The sequence below is a fragment of the Candidatus Omnitrophota bacterium genome, from assembly GCA_028717245.1.
GTDB lineage: Bacteria > Omnitrophota > Gorgyraeia > Gygaellales > Profunditerraquicolaceae > JAGUYA01.
Genome location: JAQUOD010000016.1, coordinates 1 through 13157, shown reverse-complemented (window position 1 = coordinate 13157; position 13157 = coordinate 1). Strand labels below are relative to the sequence as shown.

The window sequence follows — 13157 nt, the reverse complement described above, 5'->3', positions numbered from 1 at the left end:
CACTGACTTTGCCATAGGCGTATCCTCCTTTGCTGGCTCCTCAAGAGCCGGTTAGGTTAATAATTTGCGTTATCAACCTAAGAGGATATGCCTTTTTTATTTGTATGGCAATATCAAAAGTGCGAAATATATTTTACTTTATGCTTCATCCAAACCTGTTCCACTTGCGAAGTGGAACGGATAAGAAACCCGCCATACGTACTTGGCGGGCTCTTATTTTATAGAATTTTACGGCTTTAAAATTATGCCTTATACTCGGAAAGTTGTTTGATGCGCTTGAGCATATTAGGGTGGGTGCTTAAGGCCTCTAAGAGCCTGTCTCCAAACCCCAGATGTATATTTTTACTTCTCAGCTCTTCTAATTCATTTTTATCAATGGTGCCGCTCTTATCGATGTCGAGCTGCCTTAACTCTTTGATTTCATTTAGGGCCTGCGAGGGGTCATTGACAAAAAAGGCCTTCAGGCCCTCCACTTCCTTTAAGGATTCTTTATCCATACGCGCTGCGCCATAGGCGAGTTTGTATAAACTGGATGCGAGGCTTGAGGGCTGGTTTCCCAAAAGAACAGAACCCTTATCCGCGAAATATTCGCGTATGCGCGAGGCGTAAAGCACTAAAAGATTGGTAATAAAGTAAAAGATGAATGCCGCTAACCCGACGAGCGCGGCATTACCCCCTCTTTCGTCGCGCCTTCTGCCGAAAAACAGGAATTGCCAGGCAATACGGTACATAATCATCGGGATAACTGAAAGTAAAGTAATAGTTAAAACATCCCTGTTTTTTAAATGGCTTAATTCATGGCCCAGGACCGCCCTGAGCTCGTCTTCATTTAATAACTTTAAGATACCCGCCGTAACGCAGACCCGGCCGTCCTTTATACTGCGGCCAAAAGCAAAGGCATTAGGCAGGCTGATTTCGGCTATGCCTATTCTGGGCACAGGTATCCCGGCCCTTTTGGCCAGGTCTTCTACCATCTGGTATAAGCGCAGGTTCTCTTCCTTCTTAATATACCTTACATGCATGGTCCATTCTACGATTTTCGGCCCAATCAGATACTGGATGAACATCATTACGAAAGATAAAATTAAATAAAAAGAAAATCCGTACAGATGTAAAAACTGGGTACCTATTAGAGTGAGCGCCACATAGGTAAGCCCGAAAAGCATAGTTACCAATAGCCACATCCTTAATCTTAAAGCCCACATTTCTTACCTCCCGCTGTATCAAAGTGCCAGGGTATCAGGGTATCATAGTATCAAAGAAAAACTTTGATACCTGACACATTGACACTTTATTTTACGATTTCCGCCTTAATGATAAACCTTAAAACGGGATTGTCAAAATCATCGGTATGGACATATACATACTGCTGCACGGACCCGGAATAACCCTTGGTATTAAACTGAACCTCTATCGCGGTAGCCTCGCCGGATAAAAGAACTTTTTTTTCTACTTTAGAAACAGTACAGCCGCAGGAAGTATTTACCTCATTTATCTTTATGGTTTGTTTGGAGTCATTTTTAAAGGTAAAGGCGTGTTTTAAGACTTCGCCTTCCTGTCTCTTGCCAAAATCCCAGGAATAATTATCAGCAGTTTGCAAAGGGGCCAGCAGATTTTGCCGGCTTTGCGCGCAGCCCCCCAGGATAAGGGGAAAAAATACTAAAAACAGGAAAATCCTGCGCAATTAGGGCCTCCAGAGCAGGAATAGGCCCAAAGTAAAAAATATAACCGCTAAAATAAGCTTGGTGCCTAAAAGATGCTTTTTGGCAATTTTAGAGAATTGCTCCGAACTGACACCAAAAAGGGCCAGAATAAATATCAGTAATAAAGGCGCGATAAACATCAGATTATACAATAAAAGGTAGGCCAGGGCCTGGAACCTTACGGAGGATATCTTCAGGGCAAACTTTATCGTCGGCAAATAGAGTTGTCCCGTACAGACCAACTCCAGAAAAGAAACAATGAAACCCGTAACGAAAGCGCTGATAACTAACCTGAAAAAATGCGCCTCTTGAGCCTGTTTCTTATTATCTTTGGGTTTTCTGTAATATAAACTGATTATGGAATGTATCCGGTTTTTCACCGCCGGAGGCAGCTGCAGGACCAAATCGTCGGTGCGCCTGGTCTTTTTAAATTTTAATATATCATAAATGGATACCGTGCCGAGGGTAACGCTTAATATCCCGATACTGATATTAAAGACCCTTCTAGCTAATGAAAATTTCTCTAAGCTATAAATAATATTGAATAAGCCCAGGCCAATCAGAAGGTAAACGAGGAATACGGCCGAAATAAAAGAAAGGCCTATGGCTGCCAATTCCTTTTTCTTGTATCCCTGTAAAGCCAGATAAGAAATAAAAAAGATGATTACCGTGAAGGCACAAGGATTAATCCCGTCCCCTAAGCCTGCCGTAACTATACCGACAACCCCGAAACTTTTCAGTATCCGGGCCAGGTCCGACTCTACCAATGCCTTTTCCTGATAATAACCCTCGCCTAAACTCTGCGTAAGAATGCGCTTCAGGTTAGCCTCGGTACCCGTCTTGCCATTCAATAAGTATCCTTCAAAATAGAAAACAGGTAAAGTTAATTCCAGGGTATTATTATATTTTTCTTTCAAGGAGAGGAGCAATTTATAGTTTTCTATGTCGTCGGTATCCTTATATTCCACCCGGACAACGTTTTTGAAATATTTTTCTATTGCGGGTATTAATTTATTTTTTGCCTCGATGCATTCATTGCAGGAAGGAGTATAAAAGAATATTAAGTTGTGTTCAGGGGCGGGGGTAGTAGCGCGTACCTGAGTACGCAGGCACGCTGACAATAACAGGCAGCTCAAGATAACAGTAGCTGTTAAAAATAAATTCTTCCTATGCATAACCTCCTCCTGTGTGCTAGTTACCTTTATTTTTCAAACTGTTAAATAAATTATACGCCTTCTTTAAGGATGCTTTTTCGTGGACAATGCTGCGTATGGCGGAAATCACCGCCACCGGCCAACGTGACTGCCAGATATTCCTGCCCATATCCACGCCCTTAGCGCCCTGTGCTATCGCCTCATAGGCCATTTTTAAAACATCGAATTCATTTTTTAATTTAGGCCCGCCGGCAATAACTATCGGGACAAAGCAGGACTTGATTACTGCTTCAAAATTTTCGCAATAGTATGTCTTGACTATATGCGCGCCTAGTTCTGCGGCAATACGGCAGGCTAAAGAAAGATAACGGGCGTCGCGCTTTTCTAATTCTTTACCCACAGCAGTAACCGCTAAAACCGGGATGCCGTATTTCTGGCCCTCGTCGATGAGCCTGGTTAAATTGATTAAGGTTTGATTTTCGTGATCCGTGCCTACATATACGGATATAGCTACTGCCGCCGCATTCAACCTCAGCGCATCTTCAAAAGAAACGGTAATGCCTTCATTAGAGAGGTCTTTACCTATAATGCTATTGCCCCCTGAAACCCGTAGGACAGCCGGAATATTATATTTAGGGTCAATGCAATTACGCAGCATCCCCCTGGTCAGCATGAGCGAGTCCGCATAGGGGATAAGCGGTTCGATGGCCTTACGCGGCTCTTCCAGCTTGCTTACCGGCCCTAAAAAATAACCGTGGTCTATTGCCAGCATCACGGCTTTACCGTCTTCTTTAAATATGCGCTGCATACGGTTCTTCATGCCCCAATCCATTTTGTCCTCCTCGTAAATAGACCTGTTTGTGTCAAAGTATCATAGTATCAGAGTATCAAAAAAACTTTGATATTATTATTTTTTCTGTGGAAAAATAATTACCTTTATAGATTCTCCTCCTTGCGCTACTAACTGAAAACCTTTAGCAGTTTCGGCTAAACCAAAACGATGCGTAATCATCCCTGAAAGATTAAGCTTTTTACTAGCAATTAAACCTAATGCCTCTTTATAGTCAGAAGGGCTGCCTGCATATGAACTGGTAAGGGTTATCTCTGTGCGCCAGAATAATTCATTAAAAAGAAGAGGAATCTCACTACCTTTCTCCGTAGGGGCAAAAAAGAGTACCGTGCCTCCTCGCTCAATAGACTCTAAGGCCTGCCTGATTGCTGAAGGCGAACCGGTGGAGACTATGACCAAATCCGCGAGCCTGCCATTATTTAATTTACGTAGCTTATCCGCAAAATATTCCCTGGCATTAATGCTTGTATCCGCGCCGAACCCACCGGCTGCCTTAAGGCGGTAATCCGAGATATCCGTAGCAATGATACGGCCCACACCTTTTATTTTCGCCAAATGTATATGCAAGAGCCCGGCTATACCGCTGCCTACCACTAAAAGCGTAAGGCCAGGTTTCATACCCGCCAGCCGCTGGCCCCTAAGTACGCAGGCTAAAGGCTCAACAAAAGTAGCTTCTTCAAAAGATATAGAATCCGGCAAAGGGAAAACCCCGTAATCCACATTTATTTTAGGCAGGCGCAGGTATTCAGAGAACCCGCCGGGGTCAAAATTAGTTTTACGCAAGGTATCGCAGGCTGTTTCATGCCCGCTTAAACAATAATGACATTTACCGCAAGGGACATGGTGGGCACAGGCCACCCTGTCGCCCTTTTTATAAGCTTTAACGCCCTCCCCTGTCTCTTCAACCGTGCCGGCAATTTCATGGCCTAATACCAGAGGGGTCCTGCCGAGGCGATACCATTCCATTACATCGCTACCGCAGATCCCCGAAGCCTCAACGCGTATCAAGAGTTCTCCTGGCCCGATTTTAGGCCTGGGCATCTCTTCTATCCTGATATCGCGGTTATTGTAATACATGGCTACGCGCATAGTATCCTATTCTATCATCTATTTAAAATTTTTCAACAAAAAGAGCAATTAAAAAGAGTAATTAAGGACACCCTCTTAAACTATAAAAGGCTTGAAAAAATAATATGGATATGATAAATTGAGAGCCAATATGAAAGACAAACTCTGGAAATTTACAGACGACACAGGTTCTTTTACTTCGGATAATGCTCACCAGATAAACACCCTCTATTTTCCTCTCTGTAATAACGCCCCCATAATGTCTTCGGCCTCTCCTGACTTACACGGCGATATCAAAACGGATTTTAACTCCTTTTTGCTGGAACCAGTATCGCGTTTTAGCCTGTCTAATTTAAAATCCAGCCGTAATTTCTGGTTATACATAAACCCGCATAAAGTCTGGTCGGCAACCGGCGTATCAAAAGAACCCAACCGCCTGAAAGATAAATTCAACTTAGAGGCAGGCTTATTATGGCAAAAAATAAGCCGCGAAAACAAAAAAATCGGTTTAAAAGCAGAAATTACTTCCTTTATTCCAGTCACGGATGACCCGGTAGAATTAATGCTAGTAGAAATTACTAATATTTCCACAAAGCCACTTAAAGTTATCTCCTGCGCCGCCATACCCATATTCGGCCGCTCAGCCCATAACCTGCATGACCACCGCCATGTTACCTCCCTTCTGCAGCGCGTAAAAAAAGAAAAATACGGAGTAATCGTTACACCTACCCTCCTCTTTGATGAATCCGGGCATAAGAAAAACCTGACTTCCTATTTTGTTTTAGGTATAGACGAAAAACAAGCTCCCCCCCAATATATATATCCTACCCAGGAAGAATTTACCGGGGAATCCCTAAACCTGGAGGCGCCTGAAGCGGTATTCAAGAATCTTCTGCCCGCAAAAGATAAAAATATCCAGGGCAAAGAGACTATGGCCGGCCTGCGTTTTAAAACCTGCACCCTTAAACCAAAACATTCCGCTTCTTATATCATTGCTATGGGTATTACTACTGATAAGCCCCGAATCAACGCGATATGGAAAAAATTTAATACCCCGGCTAAAATAAGAGAAGCGCTCCAGAAAAATAAATCCTACTGGCAGAGAATGAGTTCCTCCGTGCAAACCAAAACAAATAACCCTGAATTCGATAACTGGTTTAGGTGGGTAAATATTCAGCCGGTATTAAGAAGGATTTTCGGCTGCTCCTTTCTCCCGGATTTTGATTACGGCAAGGGCGGCAAAGGCTGGCGCGACCTCTGGCAAGACTGCCTCTCGTTAATTTTAAATAATCCCAAGGAGGCAATGCCTTTATTAATAAACAACTTTGCCGGGGTACGTATTGACGGTTCTAACGCTACTATTATAGGTAAGAATCCGGGTGAGTTTATTGCTGACCGTAATAATATCAGCCGCGTCTGGATGGACCATGGCATCTGGCCTTTACTGACAACGCACTTGTATATGCATCAGGCTGCGGATTTAAAAATATTCCTGGAAGAAACAACTTATTTCAGGGACCATCAGTTATGTAGGGGCAAAGAAATAGATAAAGACTGGCTCGCCGATAACGGCAAGACATTAAAAACAAAAACTAAGGAAACATACAAAGGCACTATCTTAGAGCATATTTTAATCCAGAATTTAGTGCAGTTTTTTAATGTCGGGCCGCATAACCATATCCTGCTTGAGGATGCCGACTGGAATGACGGCCTGGATATGGCCCCTGAATATGGTGAGAGCGTGGCTTTTAGCGCTATGTATGCCCAGAACCTCGGAAGTTTATGTGAGATAATCCAGCGCCTGGACGCACAAAACTTAACCCTTCTAAAAGAACTAACGCTCTTATTTGATTCCATAACCGCGGATAAAATCAATTACTCCGATATCAATGCCAAACGCGGGATCCTGGAAAAATATTTCCAGAGCACAAAATATGCGGTTTGCGGAGAAAAGGTAACTATAGATAAATCTAAAATAATCCAAGACCTGAAAAATAAATCCGACTGGATGTGCGCGCATATACGGGACAACGAATGGCTAAAAGAGGGTTTCTTTAACGGTTATTACAATAATGATAAGCAGAAAGTTGAAGGCAATATCAACGGCCTGATACGTATGACTTTAACCGGACAGGCCTTGCCTGTCATGAGCGGGATTGCCGATAACAAACAAATCGGGATTATTTTTGATAACGCGTGTAAATATTTAAAAGATAAAAAACTGGGGGGATTCCACTTAAATACGGATTTTAAGGACGAGCAATTAAGCCTCGGCAGGGCCTTCTCTTTTATTTACGGAGACAAGGAAAACGGCGCCTTCTTTAACCATATGGCCATAATGTTCGCTTATGCTTTATACAAACGGGGATTTGCTAAAGAAGGTTACGAAGTTATAAATTCTATTTATGAGATGTCCCTTGATACCCAGAAGAGTAAAATCTACCCCTGCCTCCCCGAATACTTTAACGCCGATGGCCGCGGGATGTACAGTTATCTTACCGGTTCTGCCAGTTGGTTTATCCTCACTCTATTGACCCAGGCCTTCGGTATCAGGGGTGAATACGGCAACCTTAAGATAGAGCCAAAATTAACCGCGCAACAATTTAAAGATAACGATACCCTGGCTATCAAAACCAACTTCGCGGATAAATTCATAGAGGTCCGCTTTATAAACCGGCGCAGAAAAGACTTTGGCAGCTACTCCATAAATAAAGTGGCCCTTAACGGAAAAATCATCGCAGACAATCTAAAAGAGCCGCGCATCTTAATCCCGCGCAATAAATTCCTCGCCCTATCCAATAATAATATCAATACCCTTGAAGTAATTTTAGGCTGAATCTTTAGGATTAGTTATCGCTAGACAATAACGACAGGTTTCTTTCGATGAATCCGATGAGTTTTTGCTGCGTGGGCACGGAAAGATTACAGAATTCTACCCCCATACCGGGATGGGAATGAAGCTGGATTTGTTTATCGGATAACCAGACTACCTTTGCCTCCAGTTCTATCTCTTCGAGTTTCGGAGGGAGCTTAAGCCTTAAAATAACCTCATCCCCTAATTTAAATTGCCCGCAACCATATATATAGGCACCGACGGCGCTTAAATTCAAAAGGTCGCCCTTATGACAGGAAGCGCTCTTATCGTATTTTTCTTTTAGCTCTATCTTAATATCAATAGGCAGGCGCTTGAACCTGCGCCGCAGTTGCATTTTTTTGATATCTTCGATAATCTTATCTTCTTTAAAACTATTTACGGCCATATCCTCGGTGGCGTAGATATCGATAACCTTATCTAAGCCCGCGATAGAAAACAAGCTCCTCAGATGCGCGGGTATACTGACGAATTTCATCCTGCCGTTATTATTGATTACCTCTTTATAGGCAATCACTATCGCGGAGATACCCATATAATCAATAAAGTCCACTGCCTCAAAATTACATAAGATATCGCCGTAACCGTCGCGGATACACTGGCCCGTGACTTCCACGAGATTAGCGGAATCCGCATCAATGCGGCCGGCTAAATCTAATATAATGATATCGCCTTTTTGCCTAGCCTGGATTTCCATATGTTTTTTATTCTACCTTAAATAAAAACTCCCTGCAAGATATTTTACGGAGAATTGCCACTATGCTATTTTTATGATACAATCTTAGTGGACCAAAAATACCAAAGTAATATATGCTGGACAAAAAATATACCTACCTTATCCTGGCAGGCCTTTGCTTTTTAGTTTATGCCAATTCCCTGCCTAATGCCTTTGTGTCGGATGATATCCCCGCAATCCTGGAGAATCCGTATATTATCTCCATGCGGAATTACTGGGCTGACCCCCAAGGCCTGTTGAATTCTCTAAGCTATAGAATAGCGAAATTTAATGTTATCCCTTATCACTTAATCAGCGTCATCCTGCATTTTATAAATACCCTCCTAGTTTTTTTATTTCTGCGTTTATTTTTTAAGACAGACGCATCGCTTCTGGCTGCCGCGCTATTCGCAGTGCATCCTTTGCATACCGAAGCAGTAAGCTGGATTTCCGGACGGCCCTATCTAATCCTGGCTTTTTTTGTGCTTACCACTTATCTTCTCTATCACAGGGCAACTGACCCGCATATGAAGGATAAAAACCCTGCTTACGTTCTTTATCTATCGGCACTGGCTATTTTCTCCTATTTTATAATCGGGAATATCTCTTTCTATTTTCTCTTTCCTTTTTTGATTATGTTCTCGGATATTATTTTTAACCGCTGGAAGAAAAACTGGAGGCTCTGGATCCCCTTCTTCCTGATCATGGTAATCAGATTGGCCCTGGCTAAAGAAGTTATATGCGCGCGCGTTAGCGCGGTTGTCTTAAAAACCGGCTGGCTGGAAACATGGAGGAACCCGGTTTTTTATTTTATATATTCTATATTTTCCCATCTTTGGCTTCTTATATTTCCGGCAAGGCTTACTTTTTATCACGACCCGATTATACTGCGCCCCCTCGTAATGCTGTGCGGGCTGATAGCCATATTTATCTTTCTCTGTTTGCTCCCTTTTATCTTCAAAAGGGCAAAGATAATACTCTTTGGGGCGGTTATTTTTATACTCTTTCTTGCCCCTACCTATAGCCCCCTTCCTGTGGCTTTTGTAGTTGCGGAAAGATACGCCTATCTGCCCTCTATTTTCCTTAGTATAATCGCTGCTTTCTTATATGAAAGATACCTAAAGAAAGCAAAAGGAAAACAGGGAATCTGGATTATGGTTCTCTTTGTATTTCTCATCAGCGCGTATGGCCTGCGTACTATCTGCCGGAATAAAGACTGGAAGGATAACGCAAACTTTTGGAAAACGACTTTAAAGACTTCGCCCTACAGCGTGCGCGCACACAACAGCATAGGCACTGTCTATCTCCAGGAAGGAGATATTGAAGCGGCGATTAAAGAGTTTGATACGGCTATCCGGCTTGACCCTGCTTATGATTTGACTTATAACAACCGGGCAGGGGCATATTTTTACAAAGGTGAACTCGATAAGGCCATCTCTGACTATGATAACGCGATAAAAATAAACCCCGTTTATGCCGAGGCCTACAATAACCGCGGCATGGCTTATAAAAATAAAAACGAGCCCGATAAGGCCATCTCTGACTATGATAACGCGATAAAAATAAACCCCGTTTATGCCGAAGTTTATTATAACCGCGCTAATGCCTATGTCACCAAGGGTAACCTCACTGGAGCTATTTCAGATTACGATATGGCAATAAAGATAAACCCTTACGCGGCGCAATTCTACGCCAACCGGGGGGCTGTCTATTTTTTAAAACAGGAATATGCTAAAGTCCGGCAGGATATACATAAGGCAGAAACGCTGGGATATAAATTCAACCCTGAATTCATCAATAAACTAAAAAAAGAAATAGGAAAAAATCAATAAAGTTAAGCGGACTGTCTCTAAAATAAAAAGCGCCGATTCCTTTCGGCGCTTTTTAAATTTTAAATCTTTATTGAGATATTTATTGTTCCTGATAAACCTCGAAAACCTCACCCGTATCCTTATCTATAAAAACCCAGACGTCATTAACGGGTTCCTTAAAATCAAAAAATACCGTTTCGTAATTTTTTAAGAACCCTTTTTTCATAATCCCGTGGTTTGGCGACTCATCAGGCATAGTCATGGCTCCGATTCTCTCTATCCAAAGTTTATCCCCGTCGTCATAAACCACAACTGCTTCGGTAAGATCCATTCCTTTTGCTTTCACTGCCGCAGTGGCTATTTCAAGCACCTTTTCCTTTGGTAATCCTTCCTGTCGGGCGGCCTGTTCTTTAATAACGGGCTGCTCAAGGGCTGCTTTTTGCGCAAATGCTTGCTGCCCGGAAACCGCAATTACACAGAGGCTGAATACCGTTAACGCAAAGACTTTCAATAACACCTTTTTGTACATATAACCTCCTTCCTTTCTTTTAATAAAACAAATTAATCCCCTAACCATTCTATTCCAACAAAGGTTTTGCAAGAGACTCATCTATCTTCGCAATAGCCGCTGGATCCTGCTTTTCCTGAAATAGCTTTCTTGCCTTTTGATAGTTCTCCTTGGCTTCCTGATATTTACCTAACGCGTAATAAATATTACCGAGATTGCCGTATGCATTCGCATAATCAGGATCTGCCTTTAATGCATTCTCCGACATCTCTATAGCTTCTTTATAACTATGCGAATGGTAATACGCATTCGCGAGATTATCGTATGCGTAAGGCATGGCAGGTTCTAATGTTATGGCTATTTTTAGCTTCTCTATTGCCTGTTCATACTGGCCATGCCCTATATATCCAACAGCTTCGTTTACCAAACTAACATAACGTTCTAAATATTGGTCGCCTGGCATCTTTTCAGTCGTAATATGATCTTCCTTTTCTTTATCGACGCCTAATTGACCGGATTTGTCCTCTTCTACGAGTATGGGTTCTTTGGTATCTTTATCAAATTTTAATTCAAGGCCTTCGGCAAATGATGAAAAACAAAAAAATAAAAAAGCTGAAGATAATAAAATTATGGATTTATTACTCATATATTGCATAACCACCTAAGCTCTTGGAATATCCTAATAAAGGTTACTATCAGAGCATACTCTAGAGGCATTAAATCTGGTTCCCCTATTGGACGAGTGGTTCGGCTTCGCTCACCATCCCTCGAACCATCCCGAGCGAAGTCAAGGAATTTCGCAACTGGTGCATAACTGAGGAGGCGGATAAATTGTGTTATTTCTTAGCAAATCAATATAGGCAATGGATTGAAACAGCCTTATTATGGCCGCTGTTTGCCTCGGGCGAATAATTTACCTCTACACGCTCACCGTTTTCAAGGTTCCAGGCACTTCTGCCTTTACCCTTCTCTTTTCCGAAAGCATCGGTAACAGCAGTATCGTTGACTATGTCTATATTCTTCTTTTCGCCGCTGTCCCCGACAACCGTCAATAACGCAAGCCTCCAATAGGGAGGCCTTGGTAACATCTTTTTAACTGATTCGACCCTGCCTGTAAAGGTATTCCCTGTCTGACCTGCACTTTCTTGAGCTAGCTGCGTTGTTTCAGAAGGTACGTTTGCCGGTACACTTGATGCTGTCGGCTGCCGTACGTAATCCAATGGGACGTACCGCATCGAGGTGGTCACATTATCATCTCTTTCCGTGACTGAATACTTAACCTCAATTTTCCTGCCTCTTCTTGGCGCTTCGCCATATCTTTGCTTACCGTCAATCTGTATAATGGTTGCACCGCCCCTGGGGACACGAAACTCTTTCTTCTCGCCGTTATCAGCAACAGCAGTAAATTTCCACCAATACCTTAATGCTCCCCCGGATCTTTCAATCTTACCTACAAAAATATTGGTTTCAGAAGTATTGGCTGGCGTTTCTGAAACTGTTACCGGTTTCCCTGGCATTGTCTGTTGCGCAACATAATCCGCAGGAACATAGCGAACGGAAATAGCGAGATTTCGGTGGATGAACCGCGCGGTTTCCTGCGGAGTCGTATAGGTAACTTCTACTTTTTTGCCTATCCCTACTTTTTTGGCTGCTTCGGTTCTAGACAGCCCCTCCGTCACCATGCCCAGGTTTCTGCCGTCTATATCATAAAAGATGGTAGCGCGAGGCCGCCCGCTGCCGACGAAAAGAAAATTGTTTTTTTGCCCGTTATCAGCCACGACTTCGATCATACCGAGCGGCCATAAAGGAGGGCCGGACCTGAACCCAAACCCATAAGCGAAAGATTTAATCGTGCCGATAAATGTTTTGGCTTCTTCGGCTTTAGCTGAAGGCCCTACGGGAATAAAGAAAAAAGTGATAAATGTGACGGCAAACAGCAGCAAAAGTATTTTTTTCATATTTTTATTTTAACTCAAATAAAAACCCTCCGTAACTGTTTTCGTTACAGAGGATTTTCTAAATTGGCTCCCCTTGGATTAACTCTCAAACCTTCCCTATAATTCTACCTAATACAATTCACGGTTGCAAGAAGAAAGATTTACGCTCTCTCTAAGCGACGAAAGTCTTTAATACCTGGGAAAGCTGGTCTCTAAGGAAATAGCTAATATGCACCGCGCCCTTGGGGGCGCTCCCGTATCTCCCGCTCTACCAGTCGGCCTTGCTGGGGCAAGGCCTCCTTTGGCGCTCGCTAGGCCGCTCGCTTCGTGGTAATGCAGTGCGTGTTCGGCTCGGCTTGCGGCTGGGCTGGGTTCGGGCAGCCCAGCCGCAGCGTCCTCAATTAACAGTTAGATAACGCCATTCGTCAGCTATGCCGCAATCAACAAATAAAAAACTCGGCGGTGCGGCATGCCGAGCCTCTTGTATCTCAGGGGTGATTTACACCCTTCCACAAGAATGACAGAAAGTAAAATTTATT

The 13157-nt window shown here is 43.0% G+C and carries 11 protein-coding genes; 2 read left to right on the top strand and 9 right to left on the bottom strand.

Annotation, left to right across the window (positions count from 1 at the left end; all coding sequences use genetic code 11):
* Nucleotides 1–242: 242 nt before the first annotated feature.
* The 5 genes from PHV44_07330 to PHV44_07310 all read right to left on the bottom strand — a co-directional run bounded on the left by PHV44_07330 (nucleotide 243) and on the right by PHV44_07310 (nucleotide 4796).
* A complete protein-coding gene (locus tag PHV44_07330) occupies nucleotides 243–1205 on the bottom strand; it encodes a zinc metalloprotease HtpX (protein ID MDD5593074.1) in 963 nt (320 codons plus the stop codon).
* Nucleotides 1206–1291: 86 nt separating this feature from the next.
* On the bottom strand, nucleotides 1292–1684 hold the full coding sequence (locus PHV44_07325) for a DUF1573 domain-containing protein (GenBank protein MDD5593073.1): 393 nt from the start codon (nucleotides 1682–1684) through the stop codon (nucleotides 1292–1294).
* Nucleotides 1685–2878: a hypothetical protein gene (locus PHV44_07320; protein ID MDD5593072.1), complete on the bottom strand. Its 1194-nt coding sequence runs from the start codon at nucleotides 2876–2878 to the stop codon at nucleotides 1685–1687.
* Nucleotides 2879–2894: 16 nt separating this feature from the next.
* Complete coding sequence (lsrF, locus tag PHV44_07315; protein MDD5593071.1) at nucleotides 2895–3689, bottom strand: 3-hydroxy-5-phosphonooxypentane-2,4-dione thiolase; 795 nt, start codon at nucleotides 3687–3689, stop codon at nucleotides 2895–2897.
* Nucleotides 3690–3764: 75 nt separating this feature from the next.
* The gene (locus PHV44_07310; GenBank protein MDD5593070.1) at nucleotides 3765–4796 is read right to left on the bottom strand and encodes a zinc-dependent dehydrogenase; all 1032 of its coding nucleotides are present in this window, start codon (nucleotides 4794–4796) and stop codon (nucleotides 3765–3767) included.
* A 130-nt stretch (nucleotides 4797–4926) separates the two neighbouring features.
* Here PHV44_07310 and PHV44_07305 point away from each other — a divergent pair, with 130 nt between their 5' ends.
* Nucleotides 4927–7611 (top strand): cellobiose phosphorylase, encoded by a 2685-nt coding sequence (locus PHV44_07305; GenBank protein MDD5593069.1) that lies wholly within the window; start codon nucleotides 4927–4929, stop codon nucleotides 7609–7611.
* A gap of 10 nt (nucleotides 7612–7621) precedes the next feature.
* Here PHV44_07305 and PHV44_07300 read toward each other — a convergent pair whose 3' ends face one another.
* Nucleotides 7622–8344, bottom strand: a complete 723-nt coding sequence (locus PHV44_07300; GenBank protein ID MDD5593068.1) for an anti-sigma factor antagonist — start codon at nucleotides 8342–8344, stop codon at nucleotides 7622–7624.
* Nucleotides 8345–8457: 113 nt separating this feature from the next.
* On the opposite strand from PHV44_07300, the gene PHV44_07295 reads away from it, so the two are divergent.
* Nucleotides 8458–10194 (top strand): tetratricopeptide repeat protein, encoded by a 1737-nt coding sequence (locus tag PHV44_07295; GenBank protein MDD5593067.1) that lies wholly within the window; start codon nucleotides 8458–8460, stop codon nucleotides 10192–10194.
* 79 nt (nucleotides 10195–10273) lie between these two features.
* Here the strand turns inward: PHV44_07295 and PHV44_07290 are convergent, their stop codons facing one another.
* The 3 genes from PHV44_07290 to PHV44_07280 form a co-directional block, all read right to left on the bottom strand.
* On the bottom strand, nucleotides 10274–10702 hold the full coding sequence (locus PHV44_07290; protein MDD5593066.1) for a hypothetical protein: 429 nt from the start codon (nucleotides 10700–10702) through the stop codon (nucleotides 10274–10276).
* A 49-nt stretch (nucleotides 10703–10751) separates the two neighbouring features.
* The gene (locus PHV44_07285) at nucleotides 10752–11336 is read right to left on the bottom strand and encodes a tetratricopeptide repeat protein (GenBank protein ID MDD5593065.1); all 585 of its coding nucleotides are present in this window, start codon (nucleotides 11334–11336) and stop codon (nucleotides 10752–10754) included.
* 196 nt (nucleotides 11337–11532) lie between these two features.
* Nucleotides 11533–12639 (bottom strand): hypothetical protein, encoded by a 1107-nt coding sequence (locus tag PHV44_07280; GenBank protein ID MDD5593064.1) that lies wholly within the window; start codon nucleotides 12637–12639, stop codon nucleotides 11533–11535.
* Nucleotides 12640–13157 lie beyond the last annotated feature (518 nt).

Coding starts and splice junctions, on each gene's coding strand:
- PHV44_07300 (MDD5593068.1), bottom strand. CDS start 8,344: ATGGAAATCCAGGCTAGGCAAAAAGGCGATATCATTATATTAGATTTA.
- PHV44_07290 (MDD5593066.1), bottom strand. CDS start 10,702: ATGTACAAAAAGGTGTTATTGAAAGTCTTTGCGTTAACGGTATTCAGC.
- PHV44_07330 (MDD5593074.1), bottom strand. CDS start 1,205: ATGTGGGCTTTAAGATTAAGGATGTGGCTATTGGTAACTATGCTTTTC.
- PHV44_07295 (MDD5593067.1), top strand. CDS start 8,458: ATGCTGGACAAAAAATATACCTACCTTATCCTGGCAGGCCTTTGCTTT.
- PHV44_07320 (MDD5593072.1), bottom strand. CDS start 2,878: ATGCATAGGAAGAATTTATTTTTAACAGCTACTGTTATCTTGAGCTGC.
- PHV44_07305 (MDD5593069.1), top strand. CDS start 4,927: ATGAAAGACAAACTCTGGAAATTTACAGACGACACAGGTTCTTTTACT.
- PHV44_07280 (MDD5593064.1), bottom strand. CDS start 12,639: ATGAAAAAAATACTTTTGCTGCTGTTTGCCGTCACATTTATCACTTTT.
- PHV44_07285 (MDD5593065.1), bottom strand. CDS start 11,336: ATGCAATATATGAGTAATAAATCCATAATTTTATTATCTTCAGCTTTT.
- PHV44_07310 (MDD5593070.1), bottom strand. CDS start 4,796: ATGCGCGTAGCCATGTATTACAATAACCGCGATATCAGGATAGAAGAG.
- lsrF (MDD5593071.1), bottom strand. CDS start 3,689: ATGGATTGGGGCATGAAGAACCGTATGCAGCGCATATTTAAAGAAGAC.